The sequence below is a fragment of the Stecheria intestinalis genome, from assembly GCF_009696165.1.
GTDB lineage: Bacteria > Bacillota_I > Bacilli_A > Erysipelotrichales > Erysipelotrichaceae > Bulleidia > Bulleidia intestinalis.
Genome location: NZ_VUMN01000001.1, coordinates 63111 through 78684 on the forward strand (window position 1 = coordinate 63111; position 15574 = coordinate 78684).

The following is a 15574-nucleotide window of genomic DNA, read 5'->3' on the forward strand; positions in this document are numbered from 1 at the left end:
TTTTAATTACTCAGCTGCTGCAGTTTCTTTCGGAGCAGATGCCTTCTTTCTGGCACCGCCCTTGAGCGTCTTCAGAGCACGAGCAGAAATGCGAACTGTCTGCGGCTTTCCATCGACTACCATATGAACCTTCTGCAGGTTAACGTTCCACTTGCGGCGTGTAGCGCGCAGAGAATGAGAACGAGCGTTTCCAGACATCGCCTTTTTTCCAGTTACAGCACAAACCTTGGACATGACCAGCACCTCCTTACTTTTCTCACAATGCTAGATAAGATTATCATGAATGAAAGTGAAATGCAACATGAAATCCAGCACCGCAATCCCGCTGGAATGCAGTGCTGATGCGATTTTTCCGTTTATAAGACCGATGAGTCATCAGCTGTGTTAAAATAACGCATATAGACGGAAGGAGTTTTCATCAGTGAGCGATAAGCAGATATTTGCGTCATTGGAAATCAGTGACCATGAAGTTCGTCTGATCGTCGGGGAGTTCTTCAACACCCGTTTTAATATTATCAAAGTAGAACGCATTCCGTGCGGAGGCATGTCGTATGATCAGGTAGCTGATCCAGGTGCAGTCATCGATGCGATTCATAAGGCTGCCGACGATGCCCGGAAGATGATCGGGGCAAAGGTGGAACGAGTCATACTCGGCATTCCTTCTTACAACATGCGCCGCTATTCTCTGAAGTCCACCGTGCAGATCGACGGCATCGACGGCGAGATCACCGTGAATGATATCCGCCGGGCAATCGATAAAGCTCAGTCGGTGGAGATCGGCAAGTCCTATGCGCTGATTCAGACCGTATGCGTCAAGTATACCGTCAACGGCATCACAAGCCGCCGGATTCCGATCGGCGAGAAGGCTTCCGAGCTGACTGTCGAGATCGATCTGCTCTGTGCAGACCGCAAGCTTGCATTTGATCTGGTCGGCTGCGTCGAACAGTCCGGTCTTCAGGTCATGGACATCTTCCTGGATGTCTATGGTGCGGCGAAGGAAGCAGCGCTGTTTGAACAGGCTGTGGATCAGAACGTGATCATTCTGAAGATGGAACGGGAAAGCACGACGCTCGGACTGCTTTCCAGAGGACGTCTGACGTCCTGCATCATCGATCCGGAAGGGGTCGGAACGATTGCCGGAGCCCTGGTGGATCAGTACGGGCTGAACAGTGCCGATGCGGCAGAGCTCGTGAAGTACAGTGCGCGTCTCGGTGAGAAGGTATATTCTGCCAATCCAGTTTATATCTGGCAGGCAGAAGGCGAAGCCCGCAAGATCACGGAGCAGCAGCTCGTCGAATGCATTCAGCCTAAGGTTGATGCATGGACTGACTCCATGTCCAAATTATGCGCTCCAATCTTGCAAGCCGGAAAAACTGCTGTTATTATTACCGGTGAAGGTGGCGAGATGCAGGGTTTAAATGACCTTCTGAAGCGCCAGCTGAAGTGCGAGGTACGCAATTATATTCCGGAAACACTCGGCGGCAGAAATGCCGGCCTGACTGCCTGCCTCGGACTGTTTTATGCATACAAGGACAAGCTCCCGATTACCGGTTATACCGATAACAGTCTTGACATGGATGCGTTTATCAAATCGGTTTCGTACCGTGAGGCTCGTGCGGCCGGCAATCCGGAAGACACGATCACCAAGAAACTGAAGGGGATTCTCTTCGATACAAAGAAATAAGAGAGGAAGAAATATGTCAGACTTAACTTACAACCAGGTTGCCAGAATCAAGGTGTTCGGCATCGGGGGAGCAGGCAGCAACGCTGTGAACCGCATGGTTCAGGAAGGCGTCCAGGGCGTTGAGTTCTATGTCGCTAATACCGACCTGCAGGCACTTGATGTCTCGCCGGTTCAGAATAAGATTCAGCTCGGAAAGGCTGGCCTCGGTGCAGGCGGAAATCCTGATAATGGCCGCAAGGCAGCAGTAGAAAGCGAAGAAGATATCCGCAAGGCAATGGAAGGAGCTGACATGGTCTTCCTTACCGCAGGTCTTGGCGGAGGTACTGGTACCGGTGCTTCTCCTCTCTTTGCAAAGATCGCCAAGGAACTCGGCTGCCTCACCGTCGGCATCGTCACAAAGCCGTTCTCTTTTGAAGGCAAGAAGCGCATGGTTCAGGCAGAACAGGGTCTGGAGCAGCTGAAAGAATACGTAGACTCCCTGATCATCATCTCCAACAACAAAGTTCTGGAAGTCATCGGGCATATCCCGTTTGAAGATGCATTCAAGGAAGCTGACAACATTCTCCGCCAGGGTGTTCAGACCATCACTGATCTGATTGCAGTCCCGGCAATGATCAACCTCGACTTCGCAGATATCAAGTCTGTCATGGAAGGCCAGGGAAGCGCCCTGATCGGAATCGGTATGGCATCTGGCGAGAACAAGGCAGAAGAAGCTGCTCAGAAAGCAATCCAGTGCCCGCTGCTTGAAGCATCCATCACCGGTGCGAAGTCGGCAATCGTCAATGTGACCGGCGGCGCAAGCATGAGTGCTTACGATGCGCAGGAAGCAGTGGATTATATCCGTTCCGCAGCCGGCAATGATATCGATATCATCTTCGGTGTTGCAATCAACGACAAGATCGGCGAATCCATCATCGTCACCGTCATCGCAACGGGCTTCGATCTTCCGAAACCGGAAGCGATCCCGAGTGCTGCTCCGGCTGCCGTGACTTCTCCCGTCAGCAATCAGAAGGGGCTGGAAGTGGAGAGCAGCAGCGGATTATCCTTCGGAACTTCCGGAGCACGTGTCGAAGAAGAGGAAGACGATACCATTCCGAACTTCTTCTCCCGCAACTGAGTGATCTGAGGCAGATTGAAATGTCTGCCTTTTTTCTGCCTTCATGACACCTGCATGCATGATTTCTTCCTCATTTTCTGCATGTTGGAAAAACAACATAAATAAGATCTCTAAAATCCTATGAATTCCTGATTTCTGATCCTGGTTCTGGTTCCGGAAGACGGATATTTCTGAATGATTTTCTGAAGAATGGATCAGAGCCCTGCAGGCATTTGATTCCAGGCTTCTGTGCCTGCCTCTTTTTGAAAATATTTACATTTCTGAAAACGATTCTGAATCTCTGATGAAAACTTTCTGAAATTCCTGATTGACAATTGTCCGGTGGTGACTAAACTAAGGGCATACAAGCGAAGAAGGGAAGAGTAACCTGCTGGAAACCTCCATAGAGAGTTCCTGTACGCTGAAAGGGAACAGGCGGAAGGCAGGTGAACATGGTCCTGGAGCTGCATCTCCGAACTGAATTAGGAGATGACGGATTTCCCCGTTAACGGAATAGAGTATGTCTGTACTCGATGAGGTCTGCACAGTGATGTGCCGATGAAGCAAGGTGGTAACACGGAATGATTCCCGTCCTTGGCAGTTTATGCCTGGGACGGTTTTTTGTTAAAGGAGGAAACGCATGATTGAAATCAGAAATATCTCCAAGACATTCTATATGAAGGACAACGAGATTCATGCGGTAGATGATGTCAGTCTGAAAATCGCAGATGGAGAAATCTACGGTGTTATCGGATATTCCGGTGCCGGCAAATCCACGCTCGTGCGATGTATCAATTTCCTGGAGACTCCGGATTCCGGAGAGATCATGATCGGCGGATTCGGAACGATCAGCGCCAGGAAAGGGAAGATGTATTACATTCCGGAAGGAGCTTCCAGCAAGCCTGAGAATGCAAAGCCGGTCAGCGAAAAAGATCTGAACCGAATGCGCCGATCCATCGGCATGATCTTCCAGCACTTCAATCTGCTTGACCGCAGCACGGTGTATGAGAACGTCGCGTTTCCGCTGCGATACAGCGGAAAATCCAAGGCAGAGATCGATGCGAAGGTCAAGGAGCTGCTGAATCTCGTGGATCTCGGCGATCGGCTGAACTCCTATCCGAGCGAACTGTCCGGCGGCCAGAAACAGCGGGTCGCAATTGCCAGAGCGCTTGCGAATGATCCGAAGATCCTGCTCAGCGATGAAGCAACTTCCGCACTCGATCCGGATGTCACCGAATCAATCCTGAAGCTGCTCAAGGATCTCAATCAGAAGCTCGGCGTCACGATCGTAATGATCACCCATGAGATGGCGGTCATCAAGGAAATCTGCCAGCGGGTTGCCGTCATGGAAAACGGCAAAGTCGTGGAAGAAGGTCCGGTCTATGACATCTTCTCCCATCCGGTTGAGCCGATCACGAAACGCTTCGTCTCGAAATCCAGCGGACTTGGCAATGTGAACCGTCTGCTGAGCGAAGACAGCACATTAGTCAGAACGGACAAGGACAGCCGGCTGCTGAAGCTGCAGTTTGATGAGAACAGCGTCGGCGATGCGATGATCTCGATGGTATCCAGAAAGTTCGAAGTCGACCTGAACATCGTCATCGCAAACGTTGAGATGCTGCAGGGAAAGCCGCTTGGCGGCATGATCGTCCTCATCCGCGGCGACCGCAGCAAGATCGGTGAAGCAATCGAATTCATGAAGAGCTGTCAGGTACAGGTGGAGGCAATTGAAAATGAACGGATTTCTTGAAAACTTGTTCCCGAACCTCTTCGATTACATGAAGGAGTTCCAGAAGGCAGTTGCTGCTACCTGGCAGATGTTCTGGCTGGCCGGAATCCTGTCATTCCTGATCGGGCTATGCCTTGGCGTGATTCTCGAAGCTGCGAAACCTTCCGGCATCCGCCCGAATAAAGGCCTGTATCACATCACGGATGTGGTTGTGAACGTGTTCCGTTCGATCCCGTTCGTGATCCTGCTGATCTTCCTGATCCCGCTGACCCGCGCCATTACCGGTACGGCCATCGGCGTCAAAGGTGCCATCATCCCGCTCGTCTTCGGCTGCGTGCCATTCTATACGAGACAAGTGGAAACCGCATTGGCCAACGTCGATCCGGGAAAGATCGAAGCAGCCCGCTCGATGGGCTGCACCACGAAAGACATCATCTTCCGGGTATACCTGCATGAAGCAGTTCCGGAACTGATCCGCGTCACCACCACAACCGCCATCAGCCTGATCGGTCTGACCACGATGGCAGGCGCCGTCGGTGCAGGCGGAATCGGAAGCTTCGCAATCAATTACGGCCAGAGTCTGCACCACCAGGACATCGTCAACGTATGCGTGATTCTGCTGCTGATCCTCGTATCCCTGCTTCAGACCTTAGGAAATGCACTTGCAAAAAAGACTACGAACCGGGCACTGTTCCGGAAATATGTGAAATAGAAAATAGGAGAAAAAGAATATGAACAACATCAGAAAAGTATTTGCTTCCATTCTCGCAGTAAGCACGCTGACCGCCTGCGGCTCCAGCTCTTCCGGCACTGCTGCAGCAGCTTCTGCGGCCGCATCCGCATCTGCAGCCAGCACCGCGGTCGCTGCTGCATCCGGCGATCCGATTCAGATTGCGATTCCGGATGATCCGACCAACGGCGGCCGTGCCATCAAGCTGCTTGAATCCGCAGGTCTGATCGAAGTCGATCCGGCTGCCGGCTATGCTCCGGAAACCAAGGACATCACGAAGTATCTGTACAATATCGAGATCGTTCCGCAGTCTGCTGATACGCTGCCGCAGACCCTCGATGACCTCGGCGCTGCTACGATCAACGGAACCTATGCAATTCCGGCTGGCCTGAATCCTGAAAAAGACGGCCTGATCATTGAAGACCAGGGCGAAGGCGGAGACAACCCTTATGTCAATGTCATCGTTGCCCGCACTGCTGACAAGGACAATGAAACCTACAAGACCATCGTCGCAGCATTCCAGACTCAGTATGTCGCTGACTACATCCTCGGCAAATACGAGAATGCATTCTATCCGGTCTTCGATTATGACGCTGATGAAGCAGAACAGAACAAGGCTTCTGTAGTCGAAGAAGTCGATTCCTATGAATCCTCTGAAGATGGCAAGACTGTCGTCACCGTCGGTGTCTGCGGCGCCAACAACGATCAGTGGAAAGCAGTTCAGAAAGTTCTCGATGATGAGAATGCAGGCATCTACATCGAACTTGTTTCCTTTGATTCCTATGATCTTCCGAACGATGCTCTGAATGCAGGTGACATCGATCTGAACTCCTTCCAGCACAAGGCATACCTCGCTAACGAAGTCGAAGCACAGGGGTATGAGATCGAAGCAATCGGCGACACGCTCATCGCTCCTCTGACTCTCTATTCCAAGAAGTATTCTTCTCTGGATGATCTGAAGGCAGCTGCCGGAACCGCTGCAGAATAACCAAGCAGGAACAGCCGCGAGGCTGTTCCTTTCAGGGAGGCATATCATATGAACGAACTGGAACAGAAAATCATGGATCAGACCATTGCAGACCATGACTATGTGGTCGGTCTGCGCCGCTATTTCCACGAACACCCGGAAATCGCAAAAGAAGAATTCAACACGCAGAAGCGCATCGAGGAAGAACTCGACAAGCTCGGCATCCCGCATAAGCGCATTGCCGGAACCGGCGTCTATGCCGAAATCAGAGGCAATCTCCCCGGAAAGAGAACCATTGTTCTCAGGGCCGACATTGATGCTCTGCCGGAGCAGGAAGAACATGACTGCCCTTACAAGAGCCAGATTCCGAACCGCATGCACGCATGCGGACATGATGCCCATGACGCTGCCCTGATCGGAGCAGCCAGAATCCTGAATGCCAACAAGGATCTCTTCAGCGGAACGATCCGCTTCACCTGGCAGCCAGGCGAAGAGATCGGCTATGGCGCCAGAGTCATCGTCGATGAAGGAGACCTCGATGGCGCAGATCGCACGTTCGGCGAACATCTCGCCAGCGATGTGACGGCAGGGGATATCGCCATCACTCCGGGCCCGAACAACGCCAGCGTCGACTGGTTCCGCATCACGGTCCACGGCAAAGCAGCCCACGTCTCCGTTCCGCAGAGAGGTATCGATGCACTGTATATCGCCAGCCAGATCGTCGTTGCGATCCAGGCTCTGATCACCCGCCGCACTTCGCCGATGGACAATGTCCTCGTCGGCATCGGGAAGTTCACTTCCGGCGATGCCTACAACATCGTCGCCGCAGAAGCCAAACTCGAAGGCACGATCCGGGTCTTCAAGCCAGAGATCCGCAAGCAGGTCAAAGCAGACATCGAACGCCTGTCGACGAATATCGCAGAATCCTATGGCGGAACGGTAAGCTTCGAATGGAATGACAATACGTCGCCGCTGATCAATGATGAGAAGGCAGCTGCTGAAGCGCAGAAGACTGCCATCGGTCTCTTCGGCAGCGAGCATGTTATCACGAATCGTGCACCTGCCTTAGGCGGCGATGACTTCGCAGAGTATATTCTGAAGGTTCCTGGCGTCTATGCCTATGTAGGCTCCGGCAACGACAGCCGTCCGGAAACGAGAGTCGCGCACCACGACACGCACTTCGATATCGATGAGGACTGCCTCAGAGTCGGGGTTGCGATGTATGCGGCTTATGCGATCGAATACCTGAACGGCACCCTGGACTGAATCATGCTGGCAGACGGAAATGAGCTTCCGCCTGTCTTTGTTCTGGTTTGTCATTTTCCGCAATCTGTATGAATCAGAAAGTCTCATGCTTTGTTCTGAACCGGAAATTCTTATAATTGGTAGAGGAAAGGGAGAACGATGGAACCAAGAAGAGAACAGGCAGTAAAACGGAGAATGTCCGGATACAATTGTGCCCAGGCAGTGCTCTGCACCTATTCGGATCAGTGCGATCTGTCTGAAAAAGAACTGTATCAGATCTCGGAAGGACTGGGCGGAGGCCTCGGATGTTCGCTCGGTACGTGCGGAGCGCTGAATGCAGCAGTGATGCTGGCCGGGCTGAAATACAGCAGCGGCGATCCTGGCAATCTGACCAGAGGAACCACGATGGCAATCGCTTCCGCGATGACGAAGAAGTTCAAGGAACAGGCAGGAGCGCTTCGCTGCCGTGATCTGAAAGGAATTGATACCGGAAAGATGCTCTGTTCGTGTCCGGACTGCGTGCGGATCGCATGCGATCTGGCCGAAGCATATCTGTACAAGGAGGAAGACTGACGATGAAACTTGCAATTGCTTACTGGACGAATACCGGCAATACCCAGGAGATGGCAGAAGCCATCGAGCAGGGAGCGAAAGAAGCTGGAGCAGAGACGGAACTCTGCATGATTGATGAACTGGAAGATCCGGAAACCTGCGATGTGATCGCCATGGGCTGCCCGGCCATGGGAAATGAGGAACTCGATGGCATCTTCCGGGGTTATTACAGCCAGCTGAAACCGGAGCTGAAGGGAAAGAAAGTGGCTCTGTTCGGTTCGTGGGGCTGGGGCAATGGCGCCTACATGGACGCATGGAAGAAGGACTGCCAGGATGCAGGCATGGTGCTGATTGCAGAACCGATGCTCTGTCAGAAGAAACCGGATGAAGCGGGGCTGAATGCGTGCAGACAGTTCGGCCGGAAGCTTGCTGAAGCGAAGTAATCCGGAAAGTCTGATTGTGATATACTGAACGATGTCAGCGTAAGGGAGGTTGCGAGATGACAGCAGAAGCGAAAGAGAAATCATGCGGAGCAATTGTCTGCAAGATCCAGGACGGAGATATCTACACCCTGGTCATCCGGCAGAATGACGGCCACTGGGGATTCCCGAAGGGACATGTGGAAGATCAGGAAACGGAACAGGAAACAGCCAGACGGGAAGTCCGAGAAGAGACTGGCGTGAAGATCCGGTTCATCGACGGGTTCCGGGAAGAAACACATTATAGTCCGAGACCTGGTGTTCAGAAGGATGTGGTCTATTTCATGGCCAACCCGGATGGAGGAAAGCTTTGTGCACAGGAAGAAGAAATCTCGGAGCTTCACTGGGTGCGCCTGGTGGATGCGGCAGCACTTCTGACTTACGATAACGATGCAAATCTTCTGAGAAAAGCAGTCCGCTTTCTGAAGGAAACCGAGTCAGAGCAGACGGAGGCGGAATGATTCACCTGGCTCTGATTCCATGTGAACAGGCTGAAGAGCTCTTTCCGCCAGAACAATGGCCAGAAGAGCTTTTTCGTTTGCAGAGAGAGATTCCTCTTCAGGCATGGCAGATCTATCGCAATGGCAGGAAACTTGCCATTGCTGATATCAGAATCCATTCCGGCACAACTGCGGTTCTGATGATTATTCCGGAAAAGGACCGGAAGAAAGAAGAATATGCCGAAGGCATCAATGTCCTGACGGAGAAGATCCTGAAGCTGTTTCATCCGCAGGAGGTTCTGATCTTCACGAAAGCGCCGGTTTTCCGTAATGCCTGCATTGTCTGCCGGTATTATCCGAAGGGCAGGCTGATGCGCTATGTGCCGGATTCATGGAGATACCGGATCCCGGATTCCTGCTTCGATGAAGAAGGATATCTCATCTACCAAGGCAGGATGAAGGACATTCCATTCGGCTTCCGGGATACTTCCGAAACGGGCTGCGGATGGATTGCCTGCTGGAATCTCATGAAGATGCTTCACCAGGATGTCTCGATGGAAGAAGCCAGCAAAGGGCTCAGCCGCCATAACCTGACCGGCGGACTGTTCGGACAGGATTTTGCCGGCATCGTCTTCTGGCTGAAGAAACATGGCGTGCATGGTTCGCTTGTGATCGGAACCCAGGAGAAAGTCGCTGCTGCAATGCAGAAAAGCAATTTCGGCATCCTGCTCTACCGGCATCAGACCGCGGCGCATTATACGGCTTTCCGCAGAAGATCTCCATTCCGCTTTCAGTTCTACAATGCGGTATACGGGCAGCGGATTGTCGAGAAGCCTGAGGAGTTTCTGAAGAAACGGTCAATCTGGCCGGTCGCGATTGCGGTGGTCGTTCAGGACTAAAAGGCAGTGAACACTTTCCTTATTTATAGTAAAATGATACGCATGAACAGAAAAAAGACGAACCGGATCCCGCATGGGAAGAAGATTCTGAGCCTGCTGTTCAGCGCATCTTTTCTTTTCGCGGCGCTGACGCCTGTGCAGGCCATAGAGCCGGGAGATACGCCATCCGATGGCCGCTACCATCTGGTGGACTTTGAAACCGGCAATTCCGACATCGAAGCATTTGACACTTATGAAGAAGCAGCTGCCCGCTTCAGCGAGCTGGAAGGAGATTATGTCAACCTCGGCATCGTCAAGGATGCCGTGACCCTGAAAGCAGAATATGCCATGGCCTATCTGAAAACCACGGAAGCCTGCGATTACAATGTCACCTATACGAATGCCATTGACGGTGCTTCGAGGGAGATCAACGGATGCGCTGGCAAGGATGCGGCTTATCTCACGACGAACGACGACGGGACAGAAGCGGAGTTCATGATTTCCGGGGCAAAAGCCTGGGCAAGCATCGATAATGTCACGATCGTGCCGCTGCAGAATGTGACGACGCGTCTGACGATGTATCTGGTTGAGGGCGGCAAGCTCTACCATGAGATCAAGAGCCAGATGGATGATGACAACTATGCGGTCATCATCGATCAGGGAACTGCGCCTGACTTCCTGGAAGAAGGCGAGGCATATTACAGCTTCGACGGACATTATTTCTATTCCGATGACAGTCTGTATGCGATGCTGGATGATCTGCGGAACAATGTCCATGAAGCCGCCGTCAATGCCGGCAATCCATGGTATGACTACTACCAGTATGTCAGCCACAGGACACTGACTAATGCCTCGTATCAGGACATGGAATCGTATCTGACCGGAACGATGGACGTGCAGGGGCAGATCGATTTCTATTCGGATAACGAGAAAGACGGCATCAATGATACGCTGACCCGCTCCCAGTACTACGGCAATATCGTGAGCTTCTGGCAGTATCAGTATGAATACGGGGCTAATGCGCTCATGATGCTTGCCATCAGCCAGGATGAATCCGGCAGCGGCCGCAGTGCGCTGAGCTATACGCGCAACAACCTGTTCTCGCATGCAGCATACGACAACGATGCAGAAGCCAATGCATCGCGGTTCACGACGCTGGCAAACAGCGTGTATTCGCATGCCCGCTATTATATTTCCGGGGCTTACTGCAGCCCGCTGAAAGATCAGTTCCATGGCAGTTTCTTCGGCAATCTTTCTTCAGGCATGAACGTCAGCTATTCCTCGGATCCGTACTGGGGCGAGAAGACGGCAGCCTACTACCGGAGACTCGATGAAGCACTCGGTGCCAATGACAAGAATACGTATACCCTCGGCATCCGGACCGAAGAAGGAGAGACGAAAGTCTACCAGTATCCGGACGGCATCGGCGTGCTGTACAGCACCGGAACCTCTCCGGACTTCGCCTTTGTCATTCTCGGTGAAATCTCCAATGACAGCGGTGACTGGTATGTCGTGCAGTCTGAAGCAACCATGGATCAGGATTCCAAGGTGGATCTTTCCTATAACTATGACTATGCCAATGATGTCGGATACATCCGCCAGGATGCGATTCAGATCATCCTGCAGGGAACCAAGGAAGGACAGGATTCCTATTCAACTGTGACCTTCAATGCGGATGGCGGAACGTTTGCCGGCAATGAGACAGAAGTCCGCTATCAGATCGCCAATGGCATGAACGCTGCCTGCGBTGCTCCGACCAAGGATCATGCACTGTTTATCGGATGGGACAGCAGCACGGATTCCATTACCGAAGACAAGACCTTCACTGCCCAGTACAAGGAAGTCTCTTCGATTGAGCTTTCCTCGATGCCGCAGACCGAATATGAGCTCAATGACCGGATCTGCCTGCAGAAGGGAACTGTCACGGTTCACTTCCAGGATGGAACGGAGGAAGTGACGCCGCTGACGACTTCGATGATCAGCGGATTTGATATGACCGCAGCTGGTGATCAGGAGGTCACTGTTACGTATGCCGGCTGCTCTATCTCCTATTCGATTTCCGTCAGTGCGGAGAAAGACGAGAAGCGGGCAGAGATCAAGCAGGAAATCCTCGATGCCATCAGCACGTATTCCAGCTATGAGATCATCACCGATGAAGATGCCGACCGGATCATCGCCCTCAAGGAAGAAATCGACCGGAACATGCAGCCATATCTGACCCAGAACGAGCTGCGGGCCTTTGATTCGATTGCGTATAAAGCATTCCAGGGTCATGTGCGCTATGTCGTCGATGCCAATGAATTCGGACTTGGTGTGTCTGGTCTCTGCATTTCGGTACCGCTCGGCGATTCCTTGACGAAGAAACGGTTCTGGAAAGATACGTACCGGGTCAGAATCAGCAAAGGCATCAGCGAAGAAGCAGAAGCCTCGATGGTCCGGGCAGCGGTATCCCTGGGAAACGATGAGAATGATTCCTTCACGATTACGCTGCTGAAGAACCTGAAGGATTATGATACCGACGGTCCGCTGATCTTCTCAATTGATAAGCCATCTGATGCGGAAGACGGCGATGTGTATACGGTACTCTACTACAATCCTGAAGACGACGATGTCGAGGAATGCTATACCCGCCAGAGTGCCAACAAGATCACGTTCATGGCGAATGCCGACGGAGAATTCCTGCTGACTTCCCGCCGCACCAGCAACAATTATCTCAGCGAGGATGCGTCTGAAACGGTAACGCATGAGACCAGTTCCTATGACATGGAATGGACGTTGATCCGGGCAAGCCTTGCCTTCGGCGCAGCCCTGATCTTCCTGCTGATCCTCTGGAGAATTCTCAAGGCATTGAGAAAGAGTAAGCTGAAGAAGGAACAGATGCACCGCGAAGAAGAGAAGAAGAGTGAGAAGCCGCTGGAGGTAACTCAGGCCATCGAGATCCTGAACACCGAAATGATGAATCTCGAGGAAATCCGCAAAGCCGAAGAAGAGCAGAAGAAAAAAGAAGAGGAAGAAGAACAGAAGAAAAAGAGGTTCACTTCCCGGAGGCGGCTATGATCAACACGAAAGCGGATCTTTCAGAAATCTCTTGGGAACCGGAAGATCCCGGTGAAGTCCTGCTGGACTCCATCCGCAAGCGCGGCGTGGCAATTCCGGTCCATGTCAACCGCACCGAGGATGGCTATGTGTGCGTCGATGGCAGAAAGCGTCTTACTGCCTGTCAGATGCTGGCTGCTGAAGATCCTTCGTTTCAGAAGATTGAAGTCATGCTGATGAATGATTACAGCAAAGCCGGCAGTGCCTACTGGGGCAATACACTGAATCATCACTGATCATGAAAGAACGGATTTCCAAGAAGATCGCTGCCGCCGGCATTGCTAGCCGCCGCAAGGCAGAAGAGCTGATCCGGGCAGGGAAGGTATCCGTCAATGGCCATATTGCTGAACTTGGCGAGCAGGCCGATGACGATGACGTGATCACCGTGAACGGCAGACCGATCAGTTTTGAAGAGAAAGTCTATTACCTTCTGAACAAACCGGCAAAGGTGCTCTGCACGGTATCAGATGACCGCGGCAGAAAGACGATCCTTTCCTATCTTCCTGACGGGAAACGCATCTTTCCGGTCGGACGTCTTGATTTTGATACGACCGGCTTCCTGCTGGTGACCAATGACGGAGCGTTCAGCAATCTGCTGATTCATCCCCGCCATCATCTTCCGAAGACTTATCTCTGCAGAGTCGGAGGCCAGTTCACGAAGAAGCAGATCCGTCAGCTGGAACATGGCATTCTGCTCGAGGACGGCATGACGCTTCCGGCAGAGACAGAGATTGTGTCCTATACGGAACACCCGAAGGAGACGCTGATCTCGATCACGCTGCAGGAAGGCAGAAATCGGGAGATCCGCAGGATGATGAATTACTTCCATCACCCGGTTCTTTCCCTGCAGCGGATATCAATGGGTTCATTAACGCTTGGAGAACTGAAAGAAGGGGAGTACCGTCCCCTTCAGAAACATGAAATTGAATTGCTGAAACAGGAAGCCATGGCTCAGTCTGTTTCGATTCCGGCAGCTTCCAGGTCTTCACGGGAAGGATCGATGTAGATCGTCTTGTAGGAGCCAAGCTGTACCATACCCGGTTTTGCGCCGGGTATTTTCTTTAACTGCGAGATTGGGCAGTAATTCACCGGCACGCTGGAGCTGTTTCTTCCGGCAGAGAAGTACGCAGCGATCTCTGCCGCAAGCCTGAGCGTATATTCATCCGGATCGCTCTCATGAATCACGACATGGCTGCCATGATAATCCTTGGCATGAAGCCAGATCTCATTCCTGCGTGCATGGTGCCAGGTCAGCGCATCATTCTGCAGATTGTTCTTCCCGTAGGAAATCTTCACTCCGTTACCCAGCGTGATCGAAGAGATATGCGGACCTTCCTGGGCATGTTTCTTCTGCCGTTTCCTGGTCTGCTTTGCGGCAATATATCCGCCTTTGATCAGCTCCTGCTTGATCTCTTCTGCGGTATCGAAATCGGCCTGATCCAGCTGTTCGAGCAGGCCGGTGAAGTAGCTGATCTCATTCTCCGTGATCCCGATCTGCTCCTGAAGATATTTCTGGCCTTTCTTCAGCTTCGAATACTTCGCGTAGCATCTGCGGGCATTTCCTTTTCCGTCCAGCCTTGCATCAAGAGGGATCTTCACCGGTTCATTCGTCTCATAGTCATTCAGCGTAATGGAAGTCTGTCCCTTCGTATCATTGACCTGATGCATATACAGCAGCTCTCCATACCGGTTCCACCGGTCGCAGTCCATCGCTTCATCCATCTCTTTCAATAGCCGCGGCAGCTTCTGCTTCTGATGCTTGAGTTCCCTCCGGCATACTTTATAGATATCACCGGTGATTTCCCGAATCCGGTCTTTTTCTTCCTTATGGTAATACAGGATATCGAAACCTTCATACAGCGGGTAATGCCGGCATGCTCCGATGGACTTCAGCTCAATGCAGTGAAAGGCAGGCTTATTGCCATCATTGGCAATATAAAGCTGATCGGAATCCTGAATCTCCTGCATGATGGACGCAAATGACTGGCCGGATGCCATGCGGTATTCTGCTTCTGCAGAAAGCAGAGGCGAAAATCCTGAGAACTGCTTCAGGAGGGAAATGCCATCTTCCGGATGAGGATCCGCAAACGGATTGCGCTTGTTCTGTGCCGGGGCAGGCGTGAACTTCACCCCTGGCTGAATGATACGCTGCATGTTCTCAAACGGAGGAATCCGCTTCAGGGCATCGACGATGATCCCTTCGGCATTGACCAGGATCACGTTGGCATACTTGCCCATCAGTTCTGCGATCAGGCTCCACGTCTCAAGATCACCCATCTCATTGCGCTTGCGCACGGAGAGCGTGCACCAGCGGTCTAAGCCGGCCTGAGCGATCTCGGTGATCATGCCGCCTTCAAGGTACTTTCTCAGGACCATGATGAAATTGCCTGGCTCATCCGGTGTCGGATAGCTGCGTTCTGTGATCAGCAGGCGGTTGTATTCGGTATGGCAGGAGATCAGAAGCTGCTTTTTCCCGAGCGGTCCGTGAATCTGAAAAAGAATCTCCGAAGGGGAGATTTGATAGATCTTCTGGATGCGGGCAGGCAGACATTCCTGGATTCCCGGCATGATTTTATAAAGCAGAATTCCGTCTAGTGCCATAGCTGTTCTCCTGTTACCGGAGCATTATACCATCATTGACTCTGCCTGGCTGTCTGTGTAAATTATTACCAAGGGAA

The 15574-nt window shown here is 52.1% G+C and carries 15 protein-coding genes and 1 other annotated feature; of the genes, 13 read left to right on the forward strand and 2 right to left on the reverse strand.

From position 1 onward, the window contains the following. Positions 1 to 6: 6 nt before the first annotated feature. Complete coding sequence (rpmB, locus tag FYJ51_RS00305; RefSeq protein WP_105303618.1) at positions 7 to 234, reverse strand: 50S ribosomal protein L28; 228 nt, start codon at positions 232 to 234, stop codon at positions 7 to 9. A gap of 187 nt (positions 235 to 421) precedes the next feature. Between rpmB and FYJ51_RS00310 the strand changes: the two genes are divergently transcribed. The 13 genes from FYJ51_RS00310 to FYJ51_RS00370 all read left to right on the forward strand — a co-directional run bounded on the left by FYJ51_RS00310 (position 422) and on the right by FYJ51_RS00370 (position 13902). Continuing rightward, on the forward strand, positions 422 to 1684 hold the full coding sequence (locus tag FYJ51_RS00310) for a cell division protein FtsA (RefSeq protein WP_105303619.1): 1263 nt from the start codon (positions 422 to 424) through the stop codon (positions 1682 to 1684). A gap of 13 nt (positions 1685 to 1697) precedes the next feature. Beyond that, entirely contained in the window at positions 1698 to 2801 is a 1104-nt protein-coding gene (gene ftsZ / locus FYJ51_RS00315) for a cell division protein FtsZ (RefSeq protein ID WP_105303620.1), read from the forward strand. Positions 2802 to 3142: 341 nt separating this feature from the next. After that, positions 3143 to 3379 (forward strand) — a binding site (T-box leader). Positions 3380 to 3420: 41 nt separating this feature from the next. After that, a complete protein-coding gene (locus FYJ51_RS00320; RefSeq protein ID WP_105303622.1) occupies positions 3421 to 4530 on the forward strand; it encodes a methionine ABC transporter ATP-binding protein in 1110 nt (369 codons plus the stop codon). Continuing rightward, entirely contained in the window at positions 4514 to 5221 is a 708-nt protein-coding gene (locus tag FYJ51_RS00325) for a methionine ABC transporter permease (protein WP_105303623.1), read from the forward strand. The genes FYJ51_RS00320 and FYJ51_RS00325 overlap by 17 nt, the downstream gene beginning before the upstream one ends. 19 nt (positions 5222 to 5240) lie before the next feature. Further along, positions 5241 to 6227 carry a MetQ/NlpA family ABC transporter substrate-binding protein gene (locus FYJ51_RS00330; protein WP_154502028.1) on the forward strand — a complete coding sequence of 329 codons (987 nt, stop codon included), beginning with the start codon at positions 5241 to 5243 and terminating at the stop codon, positions 6225 to 6227. Between the two features lie 48 nt (positions 6228 to 6275). Further along, positions 6276 to 7472, forward strand: a complete 1197-nt coding sequence (locus tag FYJ51_RS00335) for a M20 metallopeptidase family protein (protein ID WP_154502031.1) — start codon at positions 6276 to 6278, stop codon at positions 7470 to 7472. A gap of 138 nt (positions 7473 to 7610) precedes the next feature. Then, positions 7611 to 8024 (forward strand): C-GCAxxG-C-C family protein, encoded by a 414-nt coding sequence (locus tag FYJ51_RS00340; protein ID WP_105303626.1) that lies wholly within the window; start codon positions 7611 to 7613, stop codon positions 8022 to 8024. Positions 8025 to 8026: 2 nt separating this feature from the next. Further along, positions 8027 to 8446, forward strand: a complete 420-nt coding sequence (locus FYJ51_RS00345; RefSeq protein WP_167836509.1) for a flavodoxin domain-containing protein — start codon at positions 8027 to 8029, stop codon at positions 8444 to 8446. A 56-nt stretch (positions 8447 to 8502) separates the two neighbouring features. Beyond that, positions 8503 to 8943 (forward strand): bis(5'-nucleosyl)-tetraphosphatase, encoded by a 441-nt coding sequence (locus tag FYJ51_RS00350; RefSeq protein WP_105303628.1) that lies wholly within the window; start codon positions 8503 to 8505, stop codon positions 8941 to 8943. 77 nt (positions 8944 to 9020) lie between these two features. After that, a complete protein-coding gene (locus tag FYJ51_RS00355) occupies positions 9021 to 9821 on the forward strand; it encodes a hypothetical protein (RefSeq protein ID WP_154502034.1) in 801 nt (266 codons plus the stop codon). A gap of 42 nt (positions 9822 to 9863) precedes the next feature. After that, a complete protein-coding gene (locus FYJ51_RS00360; protein ID WP_205946079.1) occupies positions 9864 to 12857 on the forward strand; it encodes a glucosaminidase domain-containing protein in 2994 nt (997 codons plus the stop codon). Further along, positions 12854 to 13132, forward strand: coding sequence for a ParB/RepB/Spo0J family partition protein (locus tag FYJ51_RS00365; RefSeq protein ID WP_105303631.1), 279 nt, complete (start codon positions 12854 to 12856; stop codon positions 13130 to 13132). Before FYJ51_RS00360 ends, FYJ51_RS00365 begins: the two co-directional genes overlap by 4 nt. A 2-nt stretch (positions 13133 to 13134) precedes the next feature. Further along, the gene (locus FYJ51_RS00370; RefSeq protein WP_105303632.1) at positions 13135 to 13902 is read left to right on the forward strand and encodes a pseudouridine synthase; all 768 of its coding nucleotides are present in this window, start codon (positions 13135 to 13137) and stop codon (positions 13900 to 13902) included. On the opposite strand, the gene FYJ51_RS00375 is transcribed toward FYJ51_RS00370, so the two are convergent. Next, positions 13848 to 15497, reverse strand: a complete 1650-nt coding sequence (locus FYJ51_RS00375; RefSeq protein ID WP_105303633.1) for an Rqc2 family fibronectin-binding protein — start codon at positions 15495 to 15497, stop codon at positions 13848 to 13850. The genes FYJ51_RS00370 and FYJ51_RS00375 overlap by 55 nt on opposite strands. Positions 15498 to 15574: the final 77 nt, after the last annotated feature.

Excerpts from the sequence above, each read along its gene's own strand:
- rpmB (WP_105303618.1), bottom strand. The coding sequence starts at position 234 with ATGTCCAAGGTTTGTGCTGTAACTGGAAAAAAGGCGATGTCTGGAAAC.
- FYJ51_RS00350 (WP_105303628.1), top strand. The coding sequence starts at position 8,503 with ATGACAGCAGAAGCGAAAGAGAAATCATGCGGAGCAATTGTCTGCAAG.
- FYJ51_RS00335 (WP_154502031.1), top strand. The coding sequence starts at position 6,276 with ATGAACGAACTGGAACAGAAAATCATGGATCAGACCATTGCAGACCAT.
- FYJ51_RS00330 (WP_154502028.1), top strand. The coding sequence starts at position 5,241 with ATGAACAACATCAGAAAAGTATTTGCTTCCATTCTCGCAGTAAGCACG.
- FYJ51_RS00340 (WP_105303626.1), top strand. The coding sequence starts at position 7,611 with ATGGAACCAAGAAGAGAACAGGCAGTAAAACGGAGAATGTCCGGATAC.
- FYJ51_RS00325 (WP_105303623.1), top strand. The coding sequence starts at position 4,514 with ATGAACGGATTTCTTGAAAACTTGTTCCCGAACCTCTTCGATTACATG.
- ftsZ (WP_105303620.1), top strand. The coding sequence starts at position 1,698 with ATGTCAGACTTAACTTACAACCAGGTTGCCAGAATCAAGGTGTTCGGC.
- FYJ51_RS00365 (WP_105303631.1), top strand. The coding sequence starts at position 12,854 with ATGATCAACACGAAAGCGGATCTTTCAGAAATCTCTTGGGAACCGGAA.
- FYJ51_RS00370 (WP_105303632.1), top strand. The coding sequence starts at position 13,135 with ATGAAAGAACGGATTTCCAAGAAGATCGCTGCCGCCGGCATTGCTAGC.
- FYJ51_RS00320 (WP_105303622.1), top strand. The coding sequence starts at position 3,421 with ATGATTGAAATCAGAAATATCTCCAAGACATTCTATATGAAGGACAAC.
- FYJ51_RS00375 (WP_105303633.1), bottom strand. The coding sequence starts at position 15,497 with ATGGCACTAGACGGAATTCTGCTTTATAAAATCATGCCGGGAATCCAG.
- FYJ51_RS00345 (WP_167836509.1), top strand. The coding sequence starts at position 8,027 with ATGAAACTTGCAATTGCTTACTGGACGAATACCGGCAATACCCAGGAG.